Source organism: Streptomyces sp. W1SF4 (genome assembly GCF_003950035.1).
Classification (GTDB): domain Bacteria; phylum Actinomycetota; class Actinomycetes; order Streptomycetales; family Streptomycetaceae; genus Streptomyces; species Streptomyces racemochromogenes.
In genome coordinates, this window is the sequence record NZ_CP034350.1 from 4,478,163 (window position 1) to 4,495,857 (window position 17,695).

The following is a 17,695-nucleotide window of genomic DNA, read 5'->3' on the forward strand; positions in this document are numbered from 1 at the left end:
GAGAATTCTGAGGAGCATCGTGGCCGAGACCACCGCCGAGACCCCCGTCGACGAGTTCGAGGGCGTCGAGGAGTACACCACCGAGTCGGACGTCGTCGTCGAGGGCGACTACACCTCCGAGTCGCTTGCCGGTCGCTTCGGTGACCCCCAGCCGGCCGCCGGCCTGGGCCGTCGCAAGAACGCCATCGCCCGCGTCCGGATCGTTCCGGGCACCGGCAAGTGGAAGATCAACGGTCGCACCCTTGAGGACTACTTCCCCAACAAGGTGCACCAGCAGGAAGTCAACGAGCCCTTCAAGCTCCTCGAGCTTGACGGCCGCTACGACGTCATCGCCCGCATCTCGGGTGGCGGCGTCTCCGGTCAGGCCGGCGCCCTGCGCCTCGGCGTGGCCCGCGCGCTGAACGAGGCGGACGTGGACAACAACCGCCCGGCGCTGAAGAAGGCCGGCTTCCTCTCCCGCGACGACCGTGCGGTCGAGCGCAAGAAGGCCGGTCTCAAGAAGGCCCGTAAGGCTCCGCAGTACAGCAAGCGTTAATCTGCGCCTGCTGTTCAGCAACGAAACCGCCCCGGCAGCACTCTCTGTGCTGCCGGGGCGGTTCGTTTACCGCCAAAAGCGGCAAACAACTGTCACTAGCGGTCACCAAGCGAAGCTTGAACTCGGGAGGACAACAGTGGGACGACTCTTCGGGACGGACGGTGTACGAGGCGTCGCCAACGCGGATCTGACGGCTGAGCTCGCGCTCGGCCTCTCCGTGGCGGCCGCACATGTACTGGCCGAGGCGGGCACCTTCGAGGGCCACCGGCCCACGGCCGTCGTCGGCCGCGACCCCCGCGCGTCCGGCGAATTCCTGGAGGCCGCGGTCGTCGCCGGCCTCGCCAGCGCCGGCGTGGACGTCCTGCGCGTCGGTGTGCTGCCCACCCCGGCGGTGGCGTATCTCACCGGTGCGCTGGGTGCCGACCTCGGCGTCATGCTCTCCGCCAGCCACAACGCCATGCCCGACAACGGCATCAAGTTCTTCGCGCGCGGCGGCCACAAGCTCGCCGACGAGCTGGAGGACCGCATCGAGTCCGTGTACGAGGAGCACCGCACGGGCGCGCCCTGGCAGCGTCCCACCGGCGCCGGCGTCGGCCGCGTGTCCGACTACGACGAGGGCTTCGACAAGTACGTCGCCCACCTCATCGGCGTCCTCCCCAACCGCCTCGACGGCCTGAAGGTCGTCCTGGACGAGGCCCACGGCGCGGCCGCGTACGTCTCGCCGGAGGCCTTCACCCGGGCCGGCGCGGAGGTCGTCACGATCGGCGCCGAGCCCGACGGCCTGAACATCAACGACGGCTGCGGCTCCACCCACCTGGACCTGCTCAAGCGGGCCGTGGTCGAGCACGGCGCCGACTTCGGCGTCGCCCACGACGGCGACGCGGACCGCTGCCTGGCGGTGGACGGCAACGGCGCCGAGATCGACGGCGACCAGATCCTCGCCGTCCTGGCGCTGGCCATGCGCGAGGCCGGACAGCTGCGCGGGAACACCGTGGTCGGCACCGTCATGTCCAACCTGGGCTTCAAGCTCGCCATGGAGGCCGAGGGCATCCAGGTCGTGCAGACCGGCGTCGGCGACCGGTACGTCCTGGAGGCCATGAAGGAGCACGGCTACGCCCTGGGCGGCGAGCAGTCCGGCCACGTGATCATCCTCGACCACGCGACGACCGGCGACGGCACCCTGACCGGCCTGATGCTGGCGGCGCGCGTCGCGGCCACCGGCCGCACGCTGGCCGAGCTGGCCGGGGTCATGCAGCGGCTGCCGCAGATCCTGATCAACGTCCCGGACGTGGACAAGTCCCGCGTCGCCACCTCGGCCGAGCTGGCCGTGGCCGTCACCGACGCCGAGCGCGAGCTGGGCTCCACCGGCCGGGTGCTGCTGCGGTCCTCCGGTACCGAGCCCCTCGTCCGGGTGATGGTGGAGGCCGCCGACATCGAGCAGGCCCGCACGATCGCCGGGCGGCTCGCGGACGCCGTGAAGTCGGCGCTCGGCTAGCGGTCCCCGCTGCCCCGTGGCGCACCCGGCGGGCGGATCATCCGCGCGTGCCGGGTGCGCCACAGCGGTTTCCACCCGAGCGGTTTCCACCCGAGCAGGTTCGGCAGCGGCCGCTCCCGGTGCTACAGCTTGCGCAGGCTCAGCTTCTGCACCTTGTGGTCGGGTCCCTTGCGCACGACGAGGGTGGCGCGGCCGCGGGTGGGGGCCACGTTCTCCAGCAGGTTGGGCTTGTTGATGGTCCGCCACATGGTCTGCGCGTACTCCAGGGCCTCCTCCTCGGAGACCTGGGTGTACTTGCGGAAGTAGGAGAAAGGATTCTGGAACGCGGTCTCGCGCAGCTTCCGGAACCGGTTGAGGTACCAGCGCTCGATGTCCTCGGGGCGCGCGTCCACGTACACGCTGAAGTCGAAGTAGTCGGCGAGACCGACGCGGGTACGGCCGTCCTTGCCCGGCAGCGCGGGCTGCAGGACGTTCAGCCCCTCGACGATCAGGATGTCCGGGCGGCGTACGACGAGCTGCTCGCCCGGCACGATGTCGTAGATCAGGTGCGAGTAGACCGGGGCCGTCACCTCGTCCTTGCCCGCCTTGATGTCGGCGACGAAGCGGGTCAGCGCCCGGCGGTCGTAGGACTCCGGGAAGCCCTTGCGGGAGGTCAGGCCCCGCCGCTGGAGCTCCTTCATCGGGTACAGGAAGCCGTCCGTGGTGACCAGCTCGACGCGGGGGTGCTCGGGCCAGCGGGCCAGGAGGGCCTGGAGCAGACGGGCCACGGTGGACTTGCCGACGGCGACGGAGCCGGCGACCCCTATGACGAAGGGGGTGCCCTGCTGGGCGCCGTGGCCGTTGCCGGCGTCGCCGAGGAAGGTGTTCAGGGTGCCGCGGAGGTTGCTGGTGGCGCCGACGTACAGGTTCAGCAGGCGGGACAGCGGCAGGTACACGTCCCGCACCTCGTCGAGGTCGATGACGTCGCCCAGGCCCCGCAGCCGCTCCACCTCCTCCGCGGTCAGGGGCAGCGGGGTCCGCTCGCGCAGGGCGCTCCACTCGGCCCGGGTGAGGTCGACGTACGGAGACGGGTCCTGGGCCCGGCGGGGACCCGGGCGCTCCGTTGCGCGGTCCGGTGTACAACGCGTCGGCGAGGTGATCACACCGCCATTGTCGGGGCTCCGGGGCCCTCGTGGGTGGTGGGGTCGGTCACGTGGCGGGTGGCGGCGGGGAAAACAGGGGTTGGCGGGGGTCGGTCGGGGTCGCGGCGGGGTGGTGCACGCGTGCGTACCGATCGGAGGCCCGGCCGGTCTCGTGCGCATCACGATTCGGCGGGATCATCCGAAAACCCGTTCGCGTGATCGATCGGACGCCGTACATTGTTCGTCGCCGTGGCGCCGACCTGCGCCCTGACGGCGTTCGTTTCCTGGGGGAGATCCTTCGTGCGTACCGCGTTCGTCCGTCATGCCGTCCTGACCGCTACGGCCGTCTCCCTGAGCCTGCTGGCCACCGCCTGCGGCTCCGGCTCCGGTGACTCGGGCAAGAAGGACGACGCCAAGGCGGGCCCGCAGCAGTCCGCCCCCGCGGCCGCCGCGGCCAAGGGGAAGTCCGCCGCCGAGCTGGCGCCGCTGCTGGTCGCCCAGGCCGACCTGCCCGAGCACAAGGTCGAGGCGGACGCGGCGGCGAAGGCCGCCGCCGGGGCGAACGCCACCGCCGACAAGGCCGAGTGCAACCCGCTGGTCCAGCTCCAGACCCTGGTCCCGGTCGGCAAGCCGGCCGGCACCGCGACGATCGCCGCGACGGAGAAGCAGAAGAAGCCGTCCGAGGGCGCGAGCCTGGACGACAAGCTCGACGCGCTCAAGGGCGGCCTGGCCGTCACCCGCACCTCGGTGGGCCTCGCCTCGTACGACGGCAAGGGCGCCGAGGAGGCCTTCGGCGCGCTGAAGACCGCGAGCACGGCCTGCGCGGCCGGCTACACGGTCACCCAGGACGCCGAGAAGACCAGGATCGAGAAGGTCGCCCCCTCCGCCGCCGTCACGGGCGGTGACGAGGCCCTGGCCTACAACACCGTGATGGACCTGAAGGACGGCGCCAAGGCCACGATGCAGTTCGTGGTCGTGCGCAAGGGCAGCACCCTGGCCACCTTCTACGCGATGAACCTGACGGGTGCGGCCGCCCAGCCGAAGGCGGTCGTGGAGGCGCAGGTCAAGAAGCTCGGATGAGAGGCGTCCGCGCGCGGCGCGCGGCCGCACGGGGAGCGTGGGCGGTCTCCGGTCTGACGCTGGCCCTGCTGGCCACCGGCTGCGGGACCGCCCGGCCCGGCATGGTGGTGGAGATCGTCCCGGCGGAGCTGCCCGCCGACGCGGCCGACCACGCCTCGAAGGGGAGGGCGCAGGAGCCCCCGGCCCGGCTGATCGTGGCGCAGGGCGACCTGGTGGACCACAGGGTCAGCCCCGAGGGGGCGGACAGCCCCCTGGTGGGCGTGGACCGGCCGGAGTGCCGGGAGCTGGCCTTCGCGGCCGCCGGTTTCCTGCCGACGGGCCGGACCGGCTGGGCCAAGGCGTCGGTGGTCGCCGTACCGGCGCCGCTGCCGCACGACGCCACGGAACGGCAGAAGCGGGCGGCCGCCCAGGACGCGGCCAGCTCCACCGTGACGGTGGTGACCCTCGGTTCGTACGCGGGGAACGCGGCCGTCCGGCACTTCGCCGAGGTACGGGCCGCGGGCGAGGCCTGCACGGACGGCTACTCCGCGACGGTCGGCGGGGAGACCGTCAAGGTGACGCGGGTCGTCCCGCACGCCGCGCACGGCGGCGACGAGGCGGTCGGCTACACGGTGGAGACCGAGCAGGACGGCGAGCACCACGCCACCGAGCTCGTGGTGGTGCGCAAGGGCGGTACGCTCGCGAACCTCGTGGCGGGCCGGACCTCCGGCGAGGCGGAGCTCGCGGCTCCGGTGGTCGAGGCACAGCTGGTCAAGCTGGGCTGAGAGCCTTCGAACGATCGGCTCGAAAACATCGTCAACCCCGCTCCGGTGGATTCGCCGGGGCGGGGTTTTCGTCTTGTTCGGGTACGGGGCAGACGGGCGGCCACGGCGTACGCTGCCGCCTATGTGCGGAATTGTGGGTTACGTAGGGGCGCAGTCTGCGCTCGATGTGGTCATCGCCGGACTGAAGCGGCTGGAGTACCGCGGCTACGACTCGGCCGGGGTCGCCGTGCTCGCCGACGGGGCGCTCGCCAACGTCAAGAAGGCCGGGAAACTCGTCAACCTGGAGAAGGAACTGGTCAGTCGGCCCCTGCCGGCCGGCTCCACGGGCCTCGGGCACACCCGGTGGGCGACCCACGGCGGGCCCACCGACGTCAACGCCCACCCCCACCTGGACAACTCCGGCCGGGTGGCGGTCGTGCACAACGGCATCATCGAGAACTTCGCCGCGCTGCGCGCCGAACTCGCCGAACGCGGCCACCGGCTGGAGTCCGAGACGGACACCGAGGTGGTGGCGCACCTGCTGGCCGAGCGCTTCGAGGCGGCCGGCGGCGCCGGGGGAGCGGGCCTCGCGGAGGCGATGCGGCAGGTGTGCCGGCGGCTGGAGGGCGCCTTCACCCTGGTCGCGGTGCACGCCGACGAGCCGGAGGTGGTGGTCGGCGCGCGCCGGAACTCCCCCCTGGTGGTGGGCGTTGGAGAGGGTGAGAACTTCCTCGCCTCGGACGTGGCCGCGTTCATCGCCCACACCCGGTCCGCGATCGAGCTGGGGCAGGACCAGGTCGTCGAACTCCGCCGCGACGGGGTCACGGTGACCGGCTTCGACGGTGCGCCCGCGACCGTGCGGGCGTACCACGTGGACTGGGACGCCTCGGCGGCCGAGAAGGGGGGCTATGACTACTTCATGCTCAAGGAGATCGCCGAGCAGCCGAAGGCCGTCGCCGACACGCTGCTGGGCAGGATCGACGCGAGCGGCCTGCTGACGCTGGACGAGGTGCGCATCCCCGCCTCGGTGCTCCGGGAGGTCGACAAGGTCGTGATCGTGGCCTGCGGTACGGCCTACCACGCGGGCATGATCGCGAAGCTGGCCATCGAGCACTGGACCCGCATCCCGTGCGAGACGGAGCTGGCCAGCGAGTTCCGCTACCGCGACCCGATCCTCGACCAGCGGACGCTGGTGATCGCGATCTCGCAGTCCGGCGAGACCATGGACACCCTGATGGCGCTGCGGCACGCGCGCGAGCAGGGCGCCAGGGTGCTGGCCGTCTGCAACACGAACGGCTCGACCATCCCCCGCGAATCGGACGCCGTGCTGTACACGCACGCCGGTCCGGAGGTGGCCGTCGCCTCCACGAAGGCGTTCCTGACGCAACTGGTCGCCTGCTACCTCGTCGCGCTCTACCTCGGGCAGGTGCGGGGCACGAAGTGGGGCGACGAGATCCGGGCGGTGGTCCGGGAACTGTCGGACATCGCCGCCGCGGTGGACACGGTGCTGGAGACGATGGAGCCGGTACGGGCCCTGGCGCGCTCCCTCGCCGACAAGGACACCGTGCTCTTCCTCGGCCGCCACGTCGGCTACCCGGTGGCACTGGAGGGCGCGCTCAAGCTCAAGGAGCTGGCGTACATGCACGCCGAGGGCTTCGCGGCGGGCGAGCTCAAGCACGGGCCGATCGCGCTGATCGAGAAGGACCTGCCGGTGGTGGTCGTCGTACCTTCGCCGCGCGGGCGCTCGGTCCTGCACGACAAGATCGTCTCGAACATCCAGGAGATCCGGGCGCGCGGGGCACGGACCATCGTGATCGCGGAGGAGGGAGACGAGGCCGTGGTCCCGTACGCGGACCACCTGATCCGGATCCCGGCGACGCCGACGCTGCTCCAGCCGCTGGTGGCGACGGTGCCGCTCCAGGTGTTCGCGTGCGAACTGGCGACCGCGCGGGGCAACGAGGTGGACCAGCCGCGTAACCTCGCGAAGTCCGTGACGGTGGAGTAGTTGGGGTTGTCGTTGTGATTGTCGGTGTGGGGATCGACGTTGCCGAGATCGAGCGGTTCGGCGCGGCACTGGAGCGGACGCCGCAGATGGCTCGGCGTCTCTTCCTCGAATCCGAACTGACGCTGCCGAGCGGCGAGCGGCGCGGTACCGCCTCGCTCGCCGCCCGGTTCGCGGCCAAGGAAGCCCTGGCCAAGGCGCTGGGCGCGCCCGCCGGGCTGCTGTGGACCGACGCCGAGGTGTACGTCGAGGACACCGGACAGCCCCGGCTGCGGGTGTCCGGCACGGTCGAGGCACGGGCGCGGGCGCTCGGGGTGAAGTCCTGGCACATCTCCCTCAGCCACGACGCCGGCGTCGCGTCGGCGGTGGTGATCGCCGAAGGTTAGTGCATGCGTACTGCCTACAGCGTGGAGACCGTACGGGCCGCCGAGCGCGAGCTCATGGCACGGCTGCCGGAGGGCGCCCTGATGGCCCGGGCGGCGGCCGGACTGGCCGCCGTGTGCGCGCAGTTGCTGGCGCGGCGCCGGGGCCGGGTCTACGGGTCCCGGGTCGTGCTGCTCGCCGGCCCCGGGGACAACGGCGGCGACGCGCTGTACGCGGGTGCCCGGCTGGCGCGCCGCGGGGCAGCGGTGACGGCGGTGCCGATGGACCCGGCGCGGATCCACCCCGGCGGGCTGGCCGCGCTGCGGGCCGCCGGGGGACGCGTCGCGGAGGCGGTGCCCGCGCGGGCGGACCTCGTACTGGACGGGCTCACCGGGATCGGCGGCCGGGGCGGGCTGCGGCCGACGGCGGCCGCGCTGGCGGAGCGGATCCCGGCGGGGGCGCTCGTGGTCGCCGTGGACCTGCCGAGCGGCGTCGACGCGGACACCGGGGAGGTCGCCGGCCCGGCGGTGTCGGCCGACGTGACGGTCACCTTCGGCGCCTGCAAGCCCGGGCTGCTGATCGACCCCGGGGCCTCGCGGGCGGGCGCGGTGCGGCTCGTCCCGATCGGGCTGGAACTGCCGGACCGGGCGGAACTGGAGGCGCTCCAGCACGCCGACGTGGCGCGGCTGCTCCCGCTGCCGGGGGCGTCGAGCGACAAGTACCGGCGGGGCGTCGTCGGGGTCGTCGCCGGATCGGAGCAGTACCCGGGCGCGGCCGTGCTCGCCGTGGCGGGGGCGCTGCGGGGCGGCGCGGGCGCGGTGCGGTACGTGGGCCCGGCGGCGGACGCGGTGCTGGCCCGGTACCCGGAGGTGCTGGTCGGGCCGGGGCGGGTGCAGGCCTGGGTGGTCGGCCCCGGGCTGGGCTCAGGGCGGGCCGCCGAGGTCGAACGGGCCCTGGCGGACCGGGACGTACCGGTGCTGGTCGACGCGGACGGGCTGCGCGGGCTGGACCCGGAGGTGGTGCGCGCACGCCGGGCGGCGACCCTGCTGACCCCGCACGCGGGGGAGGCGGCGGCGCTGCTGGGGGTGGCGCGGGAGGAGGTCGAGGCGGGGCGGCTGGCCGCCGTGCGGGGGCTCGCGGGGCGGTACGGGGCGGCGGTGCTGCTGAAGGGGTCGACGACGCTGGTCGCCTCCGGCGGGGTGGTGAGGGTGAACCCGACGGGGACGCCCTGGCTGGCGACCGCCGGGAGCGGGGACGTGCTGTCCGGGCTGGCGGGGGCGCTGCTCGCCGGTGGGCTGTCGGGGGGTGACGCGGGGGCGGTGGCCGCGTATCTGCACGGGCTGGCGGGCCGGTTCGCCGCCGGGGCGCCGGCCGCTGGTGGGGCGGCCGGCCGGGGTGCGCCGGTGGTGGCGCAGGAGGTCGCCGCCGCGCTGCCGGAGGCGTGGCGGTCGGTGCGGGGCTGACCCGGCCGGGGGGCAGGCCCTGCGGGGCTGGTCCCCTACCCGCCCTTCGCCCGTTCCCCGGGGCTGCGCCCCGGACCCCCCGGGGGGCTCCGTCCCCGGACCCCCGCGCCTCAAACGCCGGCGGGGCTGGGGGTGGCCGACGGGGCTGGGAGTGGGCGGGTCGGGCCGATTGGGTGGTTCGGTCGTGAAGGGGGGCGCAGCATGCCCGATCATCGGTCCGTACGGGTTCTGAGAGACTGTGGGCGATGAACGAGACACCGATGCGCGTGTACGCCGAGATCGATCTTGACGCGGTACGGGACAACGTGCGCGCTCTGCGCGCGCGGGCGCCCCGGGCCGAGCTGATGGCCGTCGTCAAGTCGAATGCCTACGGGCACGGTGCCGTCCAGTGCGCCCGCGCAGCCCAGGAGGCCGGTGCCACCTGGCTCGGCACCGCCACCCCCGAGGAGGCGCTCGCCCTGCGCGAGGCCGGGATCCGGGGGCGGATCATGTGCTGGCTCTGGACCCCCGGCGGGCCCTGGCGGGAGGCCGTCGAGGCCGACCTCGACGTGTCCGTCAGCGGGATGTGGGCCCTGGACGAGGTCCGCGCCGCCGCCCGCGCGGCCGGCCGTCCCGCCCGCATCCAGCTCAAGGCCGACACCGGCCTCGGCCGCAACGGCTGCCAGCCCGCCGACTGGGCCGAGCTCGTCGGCGCGGCCGTCGCCGCGCAGGCCGAGGGCACCGTCCAGGTCACCGGCGTCTGGTCCCACTTCGCCTGCGCCGACGAGCCCGGCCACCCCTCCATCCGGCTCCAGCTCGACGCCTTCCGCGACATGCTGGCCTACGCCGAGAAGGAGGGCGTCGACCCCGAGGTCCGGCACATCGCCAACTCGCCCGCGACGCTGACCCTCCCCGAGACCCACTTCGACCTCGTCCGCACCGGGATCGCCGTCTACGGCGTCTCCCCCTCGCCCGAACTCGGCACCCCCGCCCAGCTCGGGCTGCGCCCCGCCATGACCCTCAAGGCCTCCCTCGCGCTGGTCAAGACGGTCCCCGCCGGGCACGGCGTCAGCTACGGCCACCACTACGTCACCGAGTCCGAGACGCACCTCGCCCTCGTCCCCGCCGGCTACGCCGACGGCATCCCGCGCAACGCCTCCGGCCGCGGCCCGGTGCTCGTGGCCGGCAAGGTCCGCCACGCCGCGGGCCGGATCGCCATGGACCAGTTCGTCGTGGACCTCGGCGAGGACCTGGCCGAAGCGGGCGACGAGGCCGTGGTCTTCGGCGACGCCGAGCGCGGCGAACCGACCGCCGAGGACTGGGCCCAGGCCGCCGGCACCATCGCGTATGAGATCGTCACCCGTATCGGAGGCAGGGTGCCGCGGGTCTACCTCGGCGGCTGAGCGGGCCGGACGGGCCCGGCGGGGAGGACGGCGACGCCGTGAGCGAGAACTGGCGCAAGGCCGGCTGGGCCGGCGCCGCCATCGGTGTGCTGGCGGCGGGCGCCGCGGCCGGTGTCGCGGTCGAACGGATCACCGTGGGGCGCGGCATCAGGATGAAGGCGCGCCTCGCCCTCGACGCCGCCGGGGACTTCGGCTCGCTGCGCGGGACCGAGGGCGGCTGCCGCGCCGAGGACGGCACCGAGCTCTACTACGAGGTCGACGAACCGCCCGCGGACGGCAAGAAGCGCCGCCTGCGGCGCAAGAACCCGGCGGAGGGCGCCACCGTCGTCTTCTGCCACGGCTACTGCCTCTCCCAGGACTCCTGGCACTTCCAGCGCGCCGCCCTGCGCGGCGTCGTCCGCTCCGTGTACTGGGACCAGCGCAGCCACGGCCGCAGCGCCCGGGGCCTGGCCCAGGCCGACGGCGTGCCGGTGACCATCGACCAGCTCGGCCGCGACCTGAAGGCCGTCATCGACGCGGCCGCGCCCGAGGGCCCGCTCGTCCTCGTCGGCCACTCCATGGGCGGCATGACCGTCATGGCGCTGGCCGAGCAGTTCCCGGAGCTGGTACGCGACCGGGTGCTGGGCGTGGCCTTCGTCGGCACCTCCGGCGGCCGGCTCGACGAGGTGACGTACGGGCTGCCGTCCATGGGGCTGGGTGCGGTGCGCCGCATCCTGCCCGGGGTGCTCAAGGCGCTCGGTTCCCAGGTCGAGCTGGTGGAGAAGGGCCGCCGGGCCACCGCCGACCTCTTCGCCGGCATGATCAAGATGTACTCGTTCGGCTCCCGCGACGTCGACCCCGGTGTCGCGCGCTTCGCCGAGCGGCTCATCGAGGCGACCCCGATCGACGTGGTCGCGGAGTTCTACCCGGCCTTCCAGACGCACGACAAGAGCGCCGCCCTCCAGCGGTTCGCGGACGTCCCCGTCACCGTCGTCGCCGGGGACCGGGACATGATCACCCCGGCCGAGCACAGCGTGGCCATCAAGGAGCAGCTCCCGGCCGCCGAGCTGGTGGTGCTGGAGGACACCGGGCACCTGATGATGCTGGAGCGCCCCGACCTCGTGACGGGGCTGCTGACCGGCCTGCTCGCGCGCACCGGAGCCGTCCCCGCAGCGGCTAACGTTGGGGGACATGGAAGAAGTACCGCGGGAAGCGCCACGCAGCCCGGCCGCTGAGGCCCTGGCCGAGGCCGCCGCAGAAACCCTGATCACCGTCGACTCGCCCGCCTCCATGCAGGACCTGGGCCGCAGGATCGCCGGCCTGCTCCGCCCCGGCGACCTGGTCCTGCTGACCGGCGAACTCGGCGCGGGCAAGACCACGCTGACCCGCGGGCTGGGCGAGGGCCTGGGCGTGCGGGGGGCCGTGACCTCGCCTACCTTCGTGATCGCCCGGGTGCACCCGTCGCTGGGCGACGGTCCGCCGCTGGTGCACGTGGACGCGTACCGCCTCGGCGGCGGGCTCGACGAGATGGAGGACCTGGACCTCGACGTCTCCCTGCCCGAGTCCGTGGTCGTCGTGGAGTGGGGCGACGGCAAGGTCGAGGAGCTCTCCGACGACCGGCTGCACGTGGTGATCGGCCGCGCCGTCGGGCACGAGGAGGTCCTGGACGACGTGCGCGAGGTCGCGCTGCGCGGCGTCGGCGAGCGCTGGGCCGGCGCGGAGCTGGCGGGGCTGGCGGCGCGGTAGCCCGCCGGGACGCCGTGGTTCCGGCCACCGCCGCGACAACGTACCGACAACTCGTCGGGAAAATATTGCGTTGGCGCGGGCTCGCGTGATGACATGGTACCGAGCGCTGGTTAGGTGTGCCTAAGTACGGCGTCCCGGGGTCTCAGGAGGCAGCCATGTCGGCAGCAGGAGCAGAGCGAGCGCCCGTCGTGTCCATGCGGGCCCTGCTCGCGGCGGGCGTGGCCGCCACGGCGGTCTCCACGCCGCCCGCGCGCGCCGGGGCCGGACCCGAGGCGGAACCCGGAGCGGAACCCGGAGCCGAGACCGGGCCGGGAGCGGGGGCCGGGGCCGGAACGGGGGCCGCCGGGACCGGGATCGACGCCGGACGGGCCGCCCCGGAGCCCGAGGCGGCCTGATACCCACGTTCGGGTGAACCGCGCCGCGCGTCCCCGCGCGGGGACGCCGGGGAGGGGGGCCGGCCGTCAGGCGACGACGACGACCTTCGTGTCGCGCGTCGCGAACGCCCACATCGCGTCGCCGTCCGCGCGCGCCATGCGGATCCCGCCCGTCTTCTTCGCCGCGTCCGGCTCCGGCATCGTGCCGTCCACGCGGGCGCTGAAGCCGATCGCGATCCCGTCGGTGGTGGTGAACCGCACGACGTGCTCGATCGGCACCCCGTCCGTGCCGGTGACCGTCGCCGAACGCGAGACGACCATGTAGCTGCCGGGCACCGGGTGCACCGTGCTCGGCATCACCGCGAACGTCTTCGGCTCCTTGCCGTCCTCCGGGACCAGCCACACCCGCTTCTGCGACACCGAGTACACCACCCGCGTGCCCGTACCCGACTCGGCCGGCAGCGCCGTCGGCTTCGCCGGCTCCTGCTTGGCCGGGGGCTGGTTCTGCGCCCCGGCCGGGGCCTGCCCGGCGGGCTTCGCGGGATGCGCCGGCGCGGTCGCGGAAGCCTGGTAGCCCAGGAAGCCGATCGCGGCGAGCGCCGCCGCGGTGAGCCCGGCCACGATTCCCGAGCTGCTGCGTGCCACCTTGCTCCACCTCTCCGCGCCTCGGGCCGTCGAACTGTCGGGCGACCCGCGTGTGTACCCGGTCGAAAGGTAGCAGCCGGGCCCCCGCACCGACCGGCCGCAAGGCCCGGGGGCCGGGGAGTCGTAGGCTGTTCGCGTGCTCTTGCTCGCCGTAGATACCGCCACGCCCGCCGTCACCGTCGCCCTGCACGACGGGGAATCCGTCCTCGCCGAGTCGAACCAGGTCGACGCCCGCCGCCACGGGGAGCTCCTGCTGCCCTCCGTCGACCAGGTCCTCGCCGAGGCCGGGGTCAAGCTCGAAGCCGTCACCGGCATCGTCGTCGGCGTCGGCCCCGGCCCCTACACCGGGCTCCGCGTCGGCCTCGTCACCGCCTCCACCTTCGCCGCCGTCCTCGGCGTCCCCGTGCACGGCCTGTGCACCCTCGACGGCCTCGCCCACGCGGCCGGCGCCGCCGGGATCGAGGGCCCCTTCACCGTCGCCACCGACGCGCGGCGCAAGGAGGTCTACTGGGCGCGCTACGAAGACCCGCGCACCCGCGTCGGCGAGCCCGCCGTCGACCGCCCGGCCGACATCGCCGAGCAGGTCGCCGGCCTCCCCGCCGTCGGGCAGGGCGCCACCCTCTACCCGGACGTCTTCCCGGACGCCCGCGGGCCCGTCCACCAGTCGGCCGCCTCCCTCGCCGCCCTCGCCGCCGAACGCCTCGCGGCGGGGGAGGCGTTCCTGCCCCCGACGCCGCTCTACCTGCGCCGCCCCGACGCGCAGGTGCCCAAGAACTACAAGGTGGTCACCCCGCAGTGACGGCCCCGACCGCGGTGCTCCGCGAGATGCGCTGGTGGGACATCGAGCCGGTGCTGGAGCTGGAACACGAGCTGTTCCCCGACGACGCCTGGTCGGCCGGGATGTTCTGGTCCGAGCTCGCCCACGCGCGGGGCCCGCAGGCCACCCGCCACTACGTCGTCGCCGAAGAGCCGGGCACCGGCCGCGTCGTCGGCTACGCCGGACTGGCCGCCGCCGGCGACCTGGGCGACGTACAGACCATCGCGGCCGCCAAGGACCAGTGGGGCACGGGCCTCGGCGCCCGGCTCCTCACCGACCTGCTGCGCGCCGCCACCGCCTTCGAGTGCGCCGAGGTGCTGCTGGAGGTACGGGTGGACAACACCCGCGCCCAGCGGCTCTACGAGCGGTTCGGCTTCGAGCCGATCGGCTTCCGGCGCGGCTACTACCAGCCCGGCAACGTCGACGCGCTCGTGATGCGCCTGACCGACCCGGCACAGACCCGAAACGAAAACCCTGAGAGCAGTGAGAGCAATGGCTGACGAACCGCTCGTCCTCGGCATCGAGACCTCCTGCGACGAGACCGGCGTCGGCGTCGTCCGCGGCACCACCCTGCTGGCCGACGCGGTCGCGTCGAGCGTCGACGAGCACGCCCGCTTCGGCGGGGTCGTGCCCGAAGTGGCCTCCCGCGCCCACCTGGAGGCGATGGTCCCCACCATCGAGCGCGCCCTGAAGGAAGCCGGGGTCAGCGCCCGCGACCTCGACGGCATCGCCGTCACGGCCGGCCCCGGCCTCGCGGGGGCGCTGCTGGTGGGCGTCTCGGCGGCGAAGGCGTACGCGTACGCGCTCGGCAAGCCGCTGTACGGGGTCAACCACCTCGCCTCCCACATCTGCGTCGACCAGCTGGAGCACGGGCCGCTGCCCGAGCCCACCATGGCGCTGCTGGTCTCCGGCGGGCACTCCTCGCTGCTCCTCGCCCCGGACATCACCAGCGACGTACGGCCGCTGGGCGCGACCATCGACGACGCGGCGGGCGAGGCCTTCGACAAGATCGCGCGCGTGCTGCAGCTCGGCTTTCCCGGCGGTCCCGTCATCGACCGGCTGGCGAAGGAGGGCGACCCGAAGGCCATCAGCTTCCCGCGCGGCCTGACGGGCCCGCGCGACCCGGCGTACGACTTCTCCTTCTCCGGCCTGAAGACGGCGGTCGCCCGCTGGATCGAGGCCAAGCGCAACGCGGGCGAGGAGGTGCCGGTGCGCGACGTGGCGGCGTCCTTCCAGGAGGCCGTGGTGGACGTGCTGACGCGCAAGGCGATCCGCGCCTGCAAGGACGAGGGCGTCGACCACCTGATGATCGGCGGCGGCGTGGCGGCCAACTCGCGGCTGCGCTCGCTCGCGCAGGAGCGCTGCGACGACGCGGGGATCATCCTGCGCGTGCCGCGGCCGAAGCTGTGCACCGACAACGGCGCGATGGTGGCGGCGCTGGGCGCGGAGATGGTCAAGCGCAACCGGCCGGCCTCCGACTGGGACCTGTCGGCGGACTCCTCGCTGCCGGTGACGGACCCGCACGTCCCGGGCACGTCGCACGGCGGCGACGGCGGCGACGGCCATGGCCACGGCGATGGCCACAGCCACTCCCACGACCACGTGCACGAACTCAGCAAGGACAACCTCTACTCGTGAGCACCGTCGCGCTGATGTGGGAGGCCCGGGCCGTCGACGGCCGGGGCAACGAACTCCTGGAGTGGGCCCGGGCGCAGGTACTGGCCCGGGAGCCGGTGCGCCGGGAGGTGCTGCGGGCCGCGCAGGAACGGGTGCTCGTGATCACCTGGTGGGAGGCCCCCGAGGGCCTGGCGGCGGACCTGCCCGAGCTGCCCGAGCCGGCCGCGGACCTGATCACCCGGGCGGTGCACCGCTGGCGGTTCGAGTCCGTGGAGGCCACGGGCGCCGGCTGAGCCCCTGGTCGGGGCGGTGGTCGAGGAGGGCTGCGGCGAAGCTCGAACGGCCGCCGTTAGGGTCATGCCCATGCCGAGACTTCCCGCGCGTGAGCTACCGCCCCCGCCGCCGCCCGCGCACCTGCGCGAGTGGCTGGACGAGGGCGCCGTACGGGCCGACCGCGCGCGCTTCCTCGCGGACCTGAGCCGGCGCAGCCTGGGCCTGGGGCGGCTGCTGTCGCTCTGGTGCGTCGCGGGGGCCTTCGCGCTGGGCTGGACCCTGGCCGGCCTGGCCGTGACGGCCTTCGCCGCGGGCGGCGGGCTCGGCGGTGTCGCGTGCTCCGCGGCGGCGGTGGCGGTCCTGCTGTACGCCGGGCTCTGCCTCGCGCGGGGCGCCCGGCAGGAGCGGCGGGTACGCCGGCTGCTGTGTGCCTGGGTCCTGGCGGGCCACGACCCCGAGGCCGACGCCCGCCTGCGCGCCCCGGCGCGCAGCGCGGTGTGGCTGACGGCCTCCCTGGCCCTGGGCGGCTTCGGCCTCTGGCTGGCGTTCGCGTCGGCCTCCGGAGCCAGGCCGGGCACGGACACGTACGGGGAGGTCGCCTACTTCACCGGCTTCGGCATGATCCTGTGGATCACCGCCCTCCTGGGCCTGGCCAAAGCCACGGCCTACCACCGCTGGACCCACACCCCCGCCCCACCCAACCCCGCGCGGCCCGTGACGGCCACATCCAGCCTCGCCGGCGTTTGAGGCGCGGGGGTCTGGGGGCGGAGCCCCCCAGGTAGCCCGGGCGCGGCACGGCCCCCCGTCACCCCCGGCCAGGGGCATCGGCAGGGTGACCGATCAGCATCGACGGCGCCCCCGCCACCCGCGTCAGGAACACCGTCGCCGAGTTCGGCCCCTGCGGCTTGACCTTCCTGCGCAGCTCCTCCGGCTCGATCGCGGACCCCCGCTTCTTCACCGTCAGGATCCCGACCCCCCGCTCCCGCAGCAGCGCCTTCAGCTTCTTCAGCCCGAACGGCAGCACGTCCGTGATCTCGTACGCCGTCGCGTACGGCGTCTCCCGCAGCTCGTCGGCCGTGACGTACGCGATGGTCGGGTCGATGAGCCGCCCGTCCAGCCGCGCCGCGACCTCCGCGACGAGGTGCGCCCGGATCACCGCCCCGTCGGGCTCGTACAGCCAGCGCCCCACCGGCCCCGCCTCCGGGTCCGGCAGCGGTTCGGCGGTCTCCAGCGCGGCCGGTCCCGGCAGCAGGGTGGCCCGTACCGTGCCGGGGGCGGTGCCGAACCACAGCACGGCCTCCTTCACGTCCCCGTGGTCGGAGATCCACTCGGCCTCGGCCTCCGCCGGCACCGCCTCGTGCGGGATACCGGGCGCGATCTTGATGGCGGCGAACTTCGCCGCCCGTGCCGCCCCCACCGCCCACGACAGCGGCGGCGAGTACGACTCGGGGTCGAAGATCCGCCCCCGGCCGCCGCGCCGGGCGGGGTCGAGGAAGACGGCGTCGTACGCGGACACGTCGACCGCCGTCACGTCCGCCTCCCGGACCTCGATCAGGTCCGCGAGCCCGAGCGCCTCGGCGTTGGCCCGCGCGACGGCCACCGTCAGCGGGTCGAGGTCCACCGCCAGCACCCGGATCCCGCGCCGCGCGAGCGCCAGCGCGTCCCCGCCGATCCCGCAGCACAGGTCCGCGACGCTCCGCACGCCCAGCCCGTGGAGCCGTTCCGCCCGGTACGCGGCGACCGACGCGCGGGTGGCCATCTCCCCGCCGCCGGGCGTGAAGTACATCCGGAAGGCGTCCTCGGCCCCGAACTTGGCCACCGCCCGCTGCCTCAGCCGGGCCTGCCCCAGCGCGGCCGACACCAGCCCGGCGGGGTGCTCGCGGCGCAGCCGGGTGGCCACGGCCAGCTCCTGTGCGGGGTCGTAGTCGCGGAGGGAGTCGAGGAGGGCGCGGCCCTCGGGGGTGAGGAGCGCGGCGAAGTCTTCGGGGGTCACCGGTTCATTGTGGGCCAGCCGGTGGAAGGCGGGCGTCCGGCCGTGGTGTCGCCCGGGACGCGGAGTC

19 protein-coding genes are annotated in these 17,695 nt (G+C 74.2%); 16 read left to right on the plus strand and 3 right to left on the minus strand.

The features are described from left to right. The first annotated feature begins 19 nt into the window (after positions 1–19). Both rpsI and glmM read left to right on the plus strand, forming a co-directional pair. Entirely contained in the window at positions 20–535 is a 516-nt protein-coding gene (gene rpsI, locus D1J60_RS21035; RefSeq protein WP_045945298.1) for a 30S ribosomal protein S9, read from the plus strand. Positions 536–671: 136 nt separating this feature from the next. Further along, positions 672–2,030, plus strand: coding sequence for a phosphoglucosamine mutase (glmM, locus tag D1J60_RS21040; protein ID WP_125594700.1), 1,359 nt, complete (start codon positions 672–674; stop codon positions 2,028–2,030). Positions 2,031–2,152: 122 nt separating this feature from the next. On the opposite strand, the gene coaA is transcribed toward glmM, so the two are convergent. Next, the gene (gene coaA / locus D1J60_RS21045; RefSeq protein ID WP_125822125.1) at positions 2,153–3,172 is read right to left on the minus strand and encodes a type I pantothenate kinase; all 1,020 of its coding nucleotides are present in this window, start codon (positions 3,170–3,172) and stop codon (positions 2,153–2,155) included. Positions 3,173–3,451: 279 nt separating this feature from the next. On the opposite strand from coaA, the gene D1J60_RS21050 reads away from it, so the two are divergent. From D1J60_RS21050 to D1J60_RS21095, 9 genes are all read left to right on the plus strand, one after another. Further along, on the plus strand, positions 3,452–4,231 hold the full coding sequence (locus D1J60_RS21050; RefSeq protein WP_125822126.1) for a hypothetical protein: 780 nt from the start codon (positions 3,452–3,454) through the stop codon (positions 4,229–4,231). Then, a complete protein-coding gene (locus D1J60_RS21055; RefSeq protein WP_125822127.1) occupies positions 4,228–4,995 on the plus strand; it encodes a hypothetical protein in 768 nt (255 codons plus the stop codon). The genes D1J60_RS21050 and D1J60_RS21055 overlap by 4 nt, the downstream gene beginning before the upstream one ends. Positions 4,996–5,116: 121 nt before the next feature. Next, positions 5,117–6,979, plus strand: a complete 1,863-nt coding sequence (glmS, locus tag D1J60_RS21060; protein ID WP_125604281.1) for a glutamine--fructose-6-phosphate transaminase (isomerizing) — start codon at positions 5,117–5,119, stop codon at positions 6,977–6,979. A gap of 14 nt (positions 6,980–6,993) precedes the next feature. After that, on the plus strand, positions 6,994–7,362 hold the full coding sequence (locus tag D1J60_RS21065) for a holo-ACP synthase (RefSeq protein ID WP_125604279.1): 369 nt from the start codon (positions 6,994–6,996) through the stop codon (positions 7,360–7,362). Between the two features lie 3 nt (positions 7,363–7,365). Continuing rightward, positions 7,366–8,802, plus strand: coding sequence for an NAD(P)H-hydrate dehydratase (locus tag D1J60_RS21070; RefSeq protein ID WP_125822128.1), 1,437 nt, complete (start codon positions 7,366–7,368; stop codon positions 8,800–8,802). A 245-nt stretch (positions 8,803–9,047) separates the two neighbouring features. After that, on the plus strand, positions 9,048–10,184 hold the full coding sequence (alr, locus tag D1J60_RS21080) for an alanine racemase (RefSeq protein ID WP_125822130.1): 1,137 nt from the start codon (positions 9,048–9,050) through the stop codon (positions 10,182–10,184). A gap of 38 nt (positions 10,185–10,222) precedes the next feature. Then, positions 10,223–11,398, plus strand: a complete 1,176-nt coding sequence (locus tag D1J60_RS21085; RefSeq protein ID WP_206436551.1) for an alpha/beta hydrolase — start codon at positions 10,223–10,225, stop codon at positions 11,396–11,398. After that, on the plus strand, positions 11,355–11,909 hold the full coding sequence (gene tsaE, locus D1J60_RS21090; protein WP_125603566.1) for a tRNA (adenosine(37)-N6)-threonylcarbamoyltransferase complex ATPase subunit type 1 TsaE: 555 nt from the start codon (positions 11,355–11,357) through the stop codon (positions 11,907–11,909). Before D1J60_RS21085 ends, tsaE begins: the two co-directional genes overlap by 44 nt. Before the next feature lie 155 nt (positions 11,910–12,064). After that, the gene (locus tag D1J60_RS21095; RefSeq protein ID WP_125822132.1) at positions 12,065–12,304 is read left to right on the plus strand and encodes a hypothetical protein; all 240 of its coding nucleotides are present in this window, start codon (positions 12,065–12,067) and stop codon (positions 12,302–12,304) included. Positions 12,305–12,370: 66 nt separating this feature from the next. Here D1J60_RS21095 and D1J60_RS21100 read toward each other — a convergent pair whose 3' ends face one another. Beyond that, positions 12,371–12,928: a hypothetical protein gene (locus D1J60_RS21100; protein WP_125822133.1), complete on the minus strand. Its 558-nt coding sequence runs from the start codon at positions 12,926–12,928 to the stop codon at positions 12,371–12,373. A 136-nt stretch (positions 12,929–13,064) separates the two neighbouring features. Here D1J60_RS21100 and tsaB point away from each other — a divergent pair, with 136 nt between their 5' ends. The 5 genes from tsaB to D1J60_RS21125 all read left to right on the plus strand — a co-directional run bounded on the left by tsaB (position 13,065) and on the right by D1J60_RS21125 (position 16,382). After that, complete coding sequence (gene tsaB, locus D1J60_RS21105) at positions 13,065–13,727, plus strand: tRNA (adenosine(37)-N6)-threonylcarbamoyltransferase complex dimerization subunit type 1 TsaB (protein WP_125603563.1); 663 nt, start codon at positions 13,065–13,067, stop codon at positions 13,725–13,727. Beyond that, positions 13,724–14,245: a ribosomal protein S18-alanine N-acetyltransferase gene (rimI, locus tag D1J60_RS21110; protein ID WP_125603562.1), complete on the plus strand. Its 522-nt coding sequence runs from the start codon at positions 13,724–13,726 to the stop codon at positions 14,243–14,245. Before tsaB ends, rimI begins: the two co-directional genes overlap by 4 nt. Continuing rightward, positions 14,238–15,383, plus strand: a complete 1,146-nt coding sequence (gene tsaD, locus D1J60_RS21115) for a tRNA (adenosine(37)-N6)-threonylcarbamoyltransferase complex transferase subunit TsaD (RefSeq protein WP_125822134.1) — start codon at positions 14,238–14,240, stop codon at positions 15,381–15,383. Before rimI ends, tsaD begins: the two co-directional genes overlap by 8 nt. Further along, complete coding sequence (locus tag D1J60_RS21120) at positions 15,380–15,655, plus strand: hypothetical protein (protein ID WP_185899691.1); 276 nt, start codon at positions 15,380–15,382, stop codon at positions 15,653–15,655. The genes tsaD and D1J60_RS21120 overlap by 4 nt, the downstream gene beginning before the upstream one ends. 70 nt (positions 15,656–15,725) lie before the next feature. Beyond that, positions 15,726–16,382, plus strand: a complete 657-nt coding sequence (locus D1J60_RS21125) for a hypothetical protein (RefSeq protein WP_241253345.1) — start codon at positions 15,726–15,728, stop codon at positions 16,380–16,382. A gap of 58 nt (positions 16,383–16,440) precedes the next feature. Here D1J60_RS21125 and D1J60_RS21130 read toward each other — a convergent pair whose 3' ends face one another. Further along, positions 16,441–17,646 (minus strand): methyltransferase domain-containing protein, encoded by a 1,206-nt coding sequence (locus tag D1J60_RS21130; RefSeq protein WP_241253587.1) that lies wholly within the window; start codon positions 17,644–17,646, stop codon positions 16,441–16,443. Between the last annotated feature and the right edge of the window lie 49 nt (positions 17,647–17,695).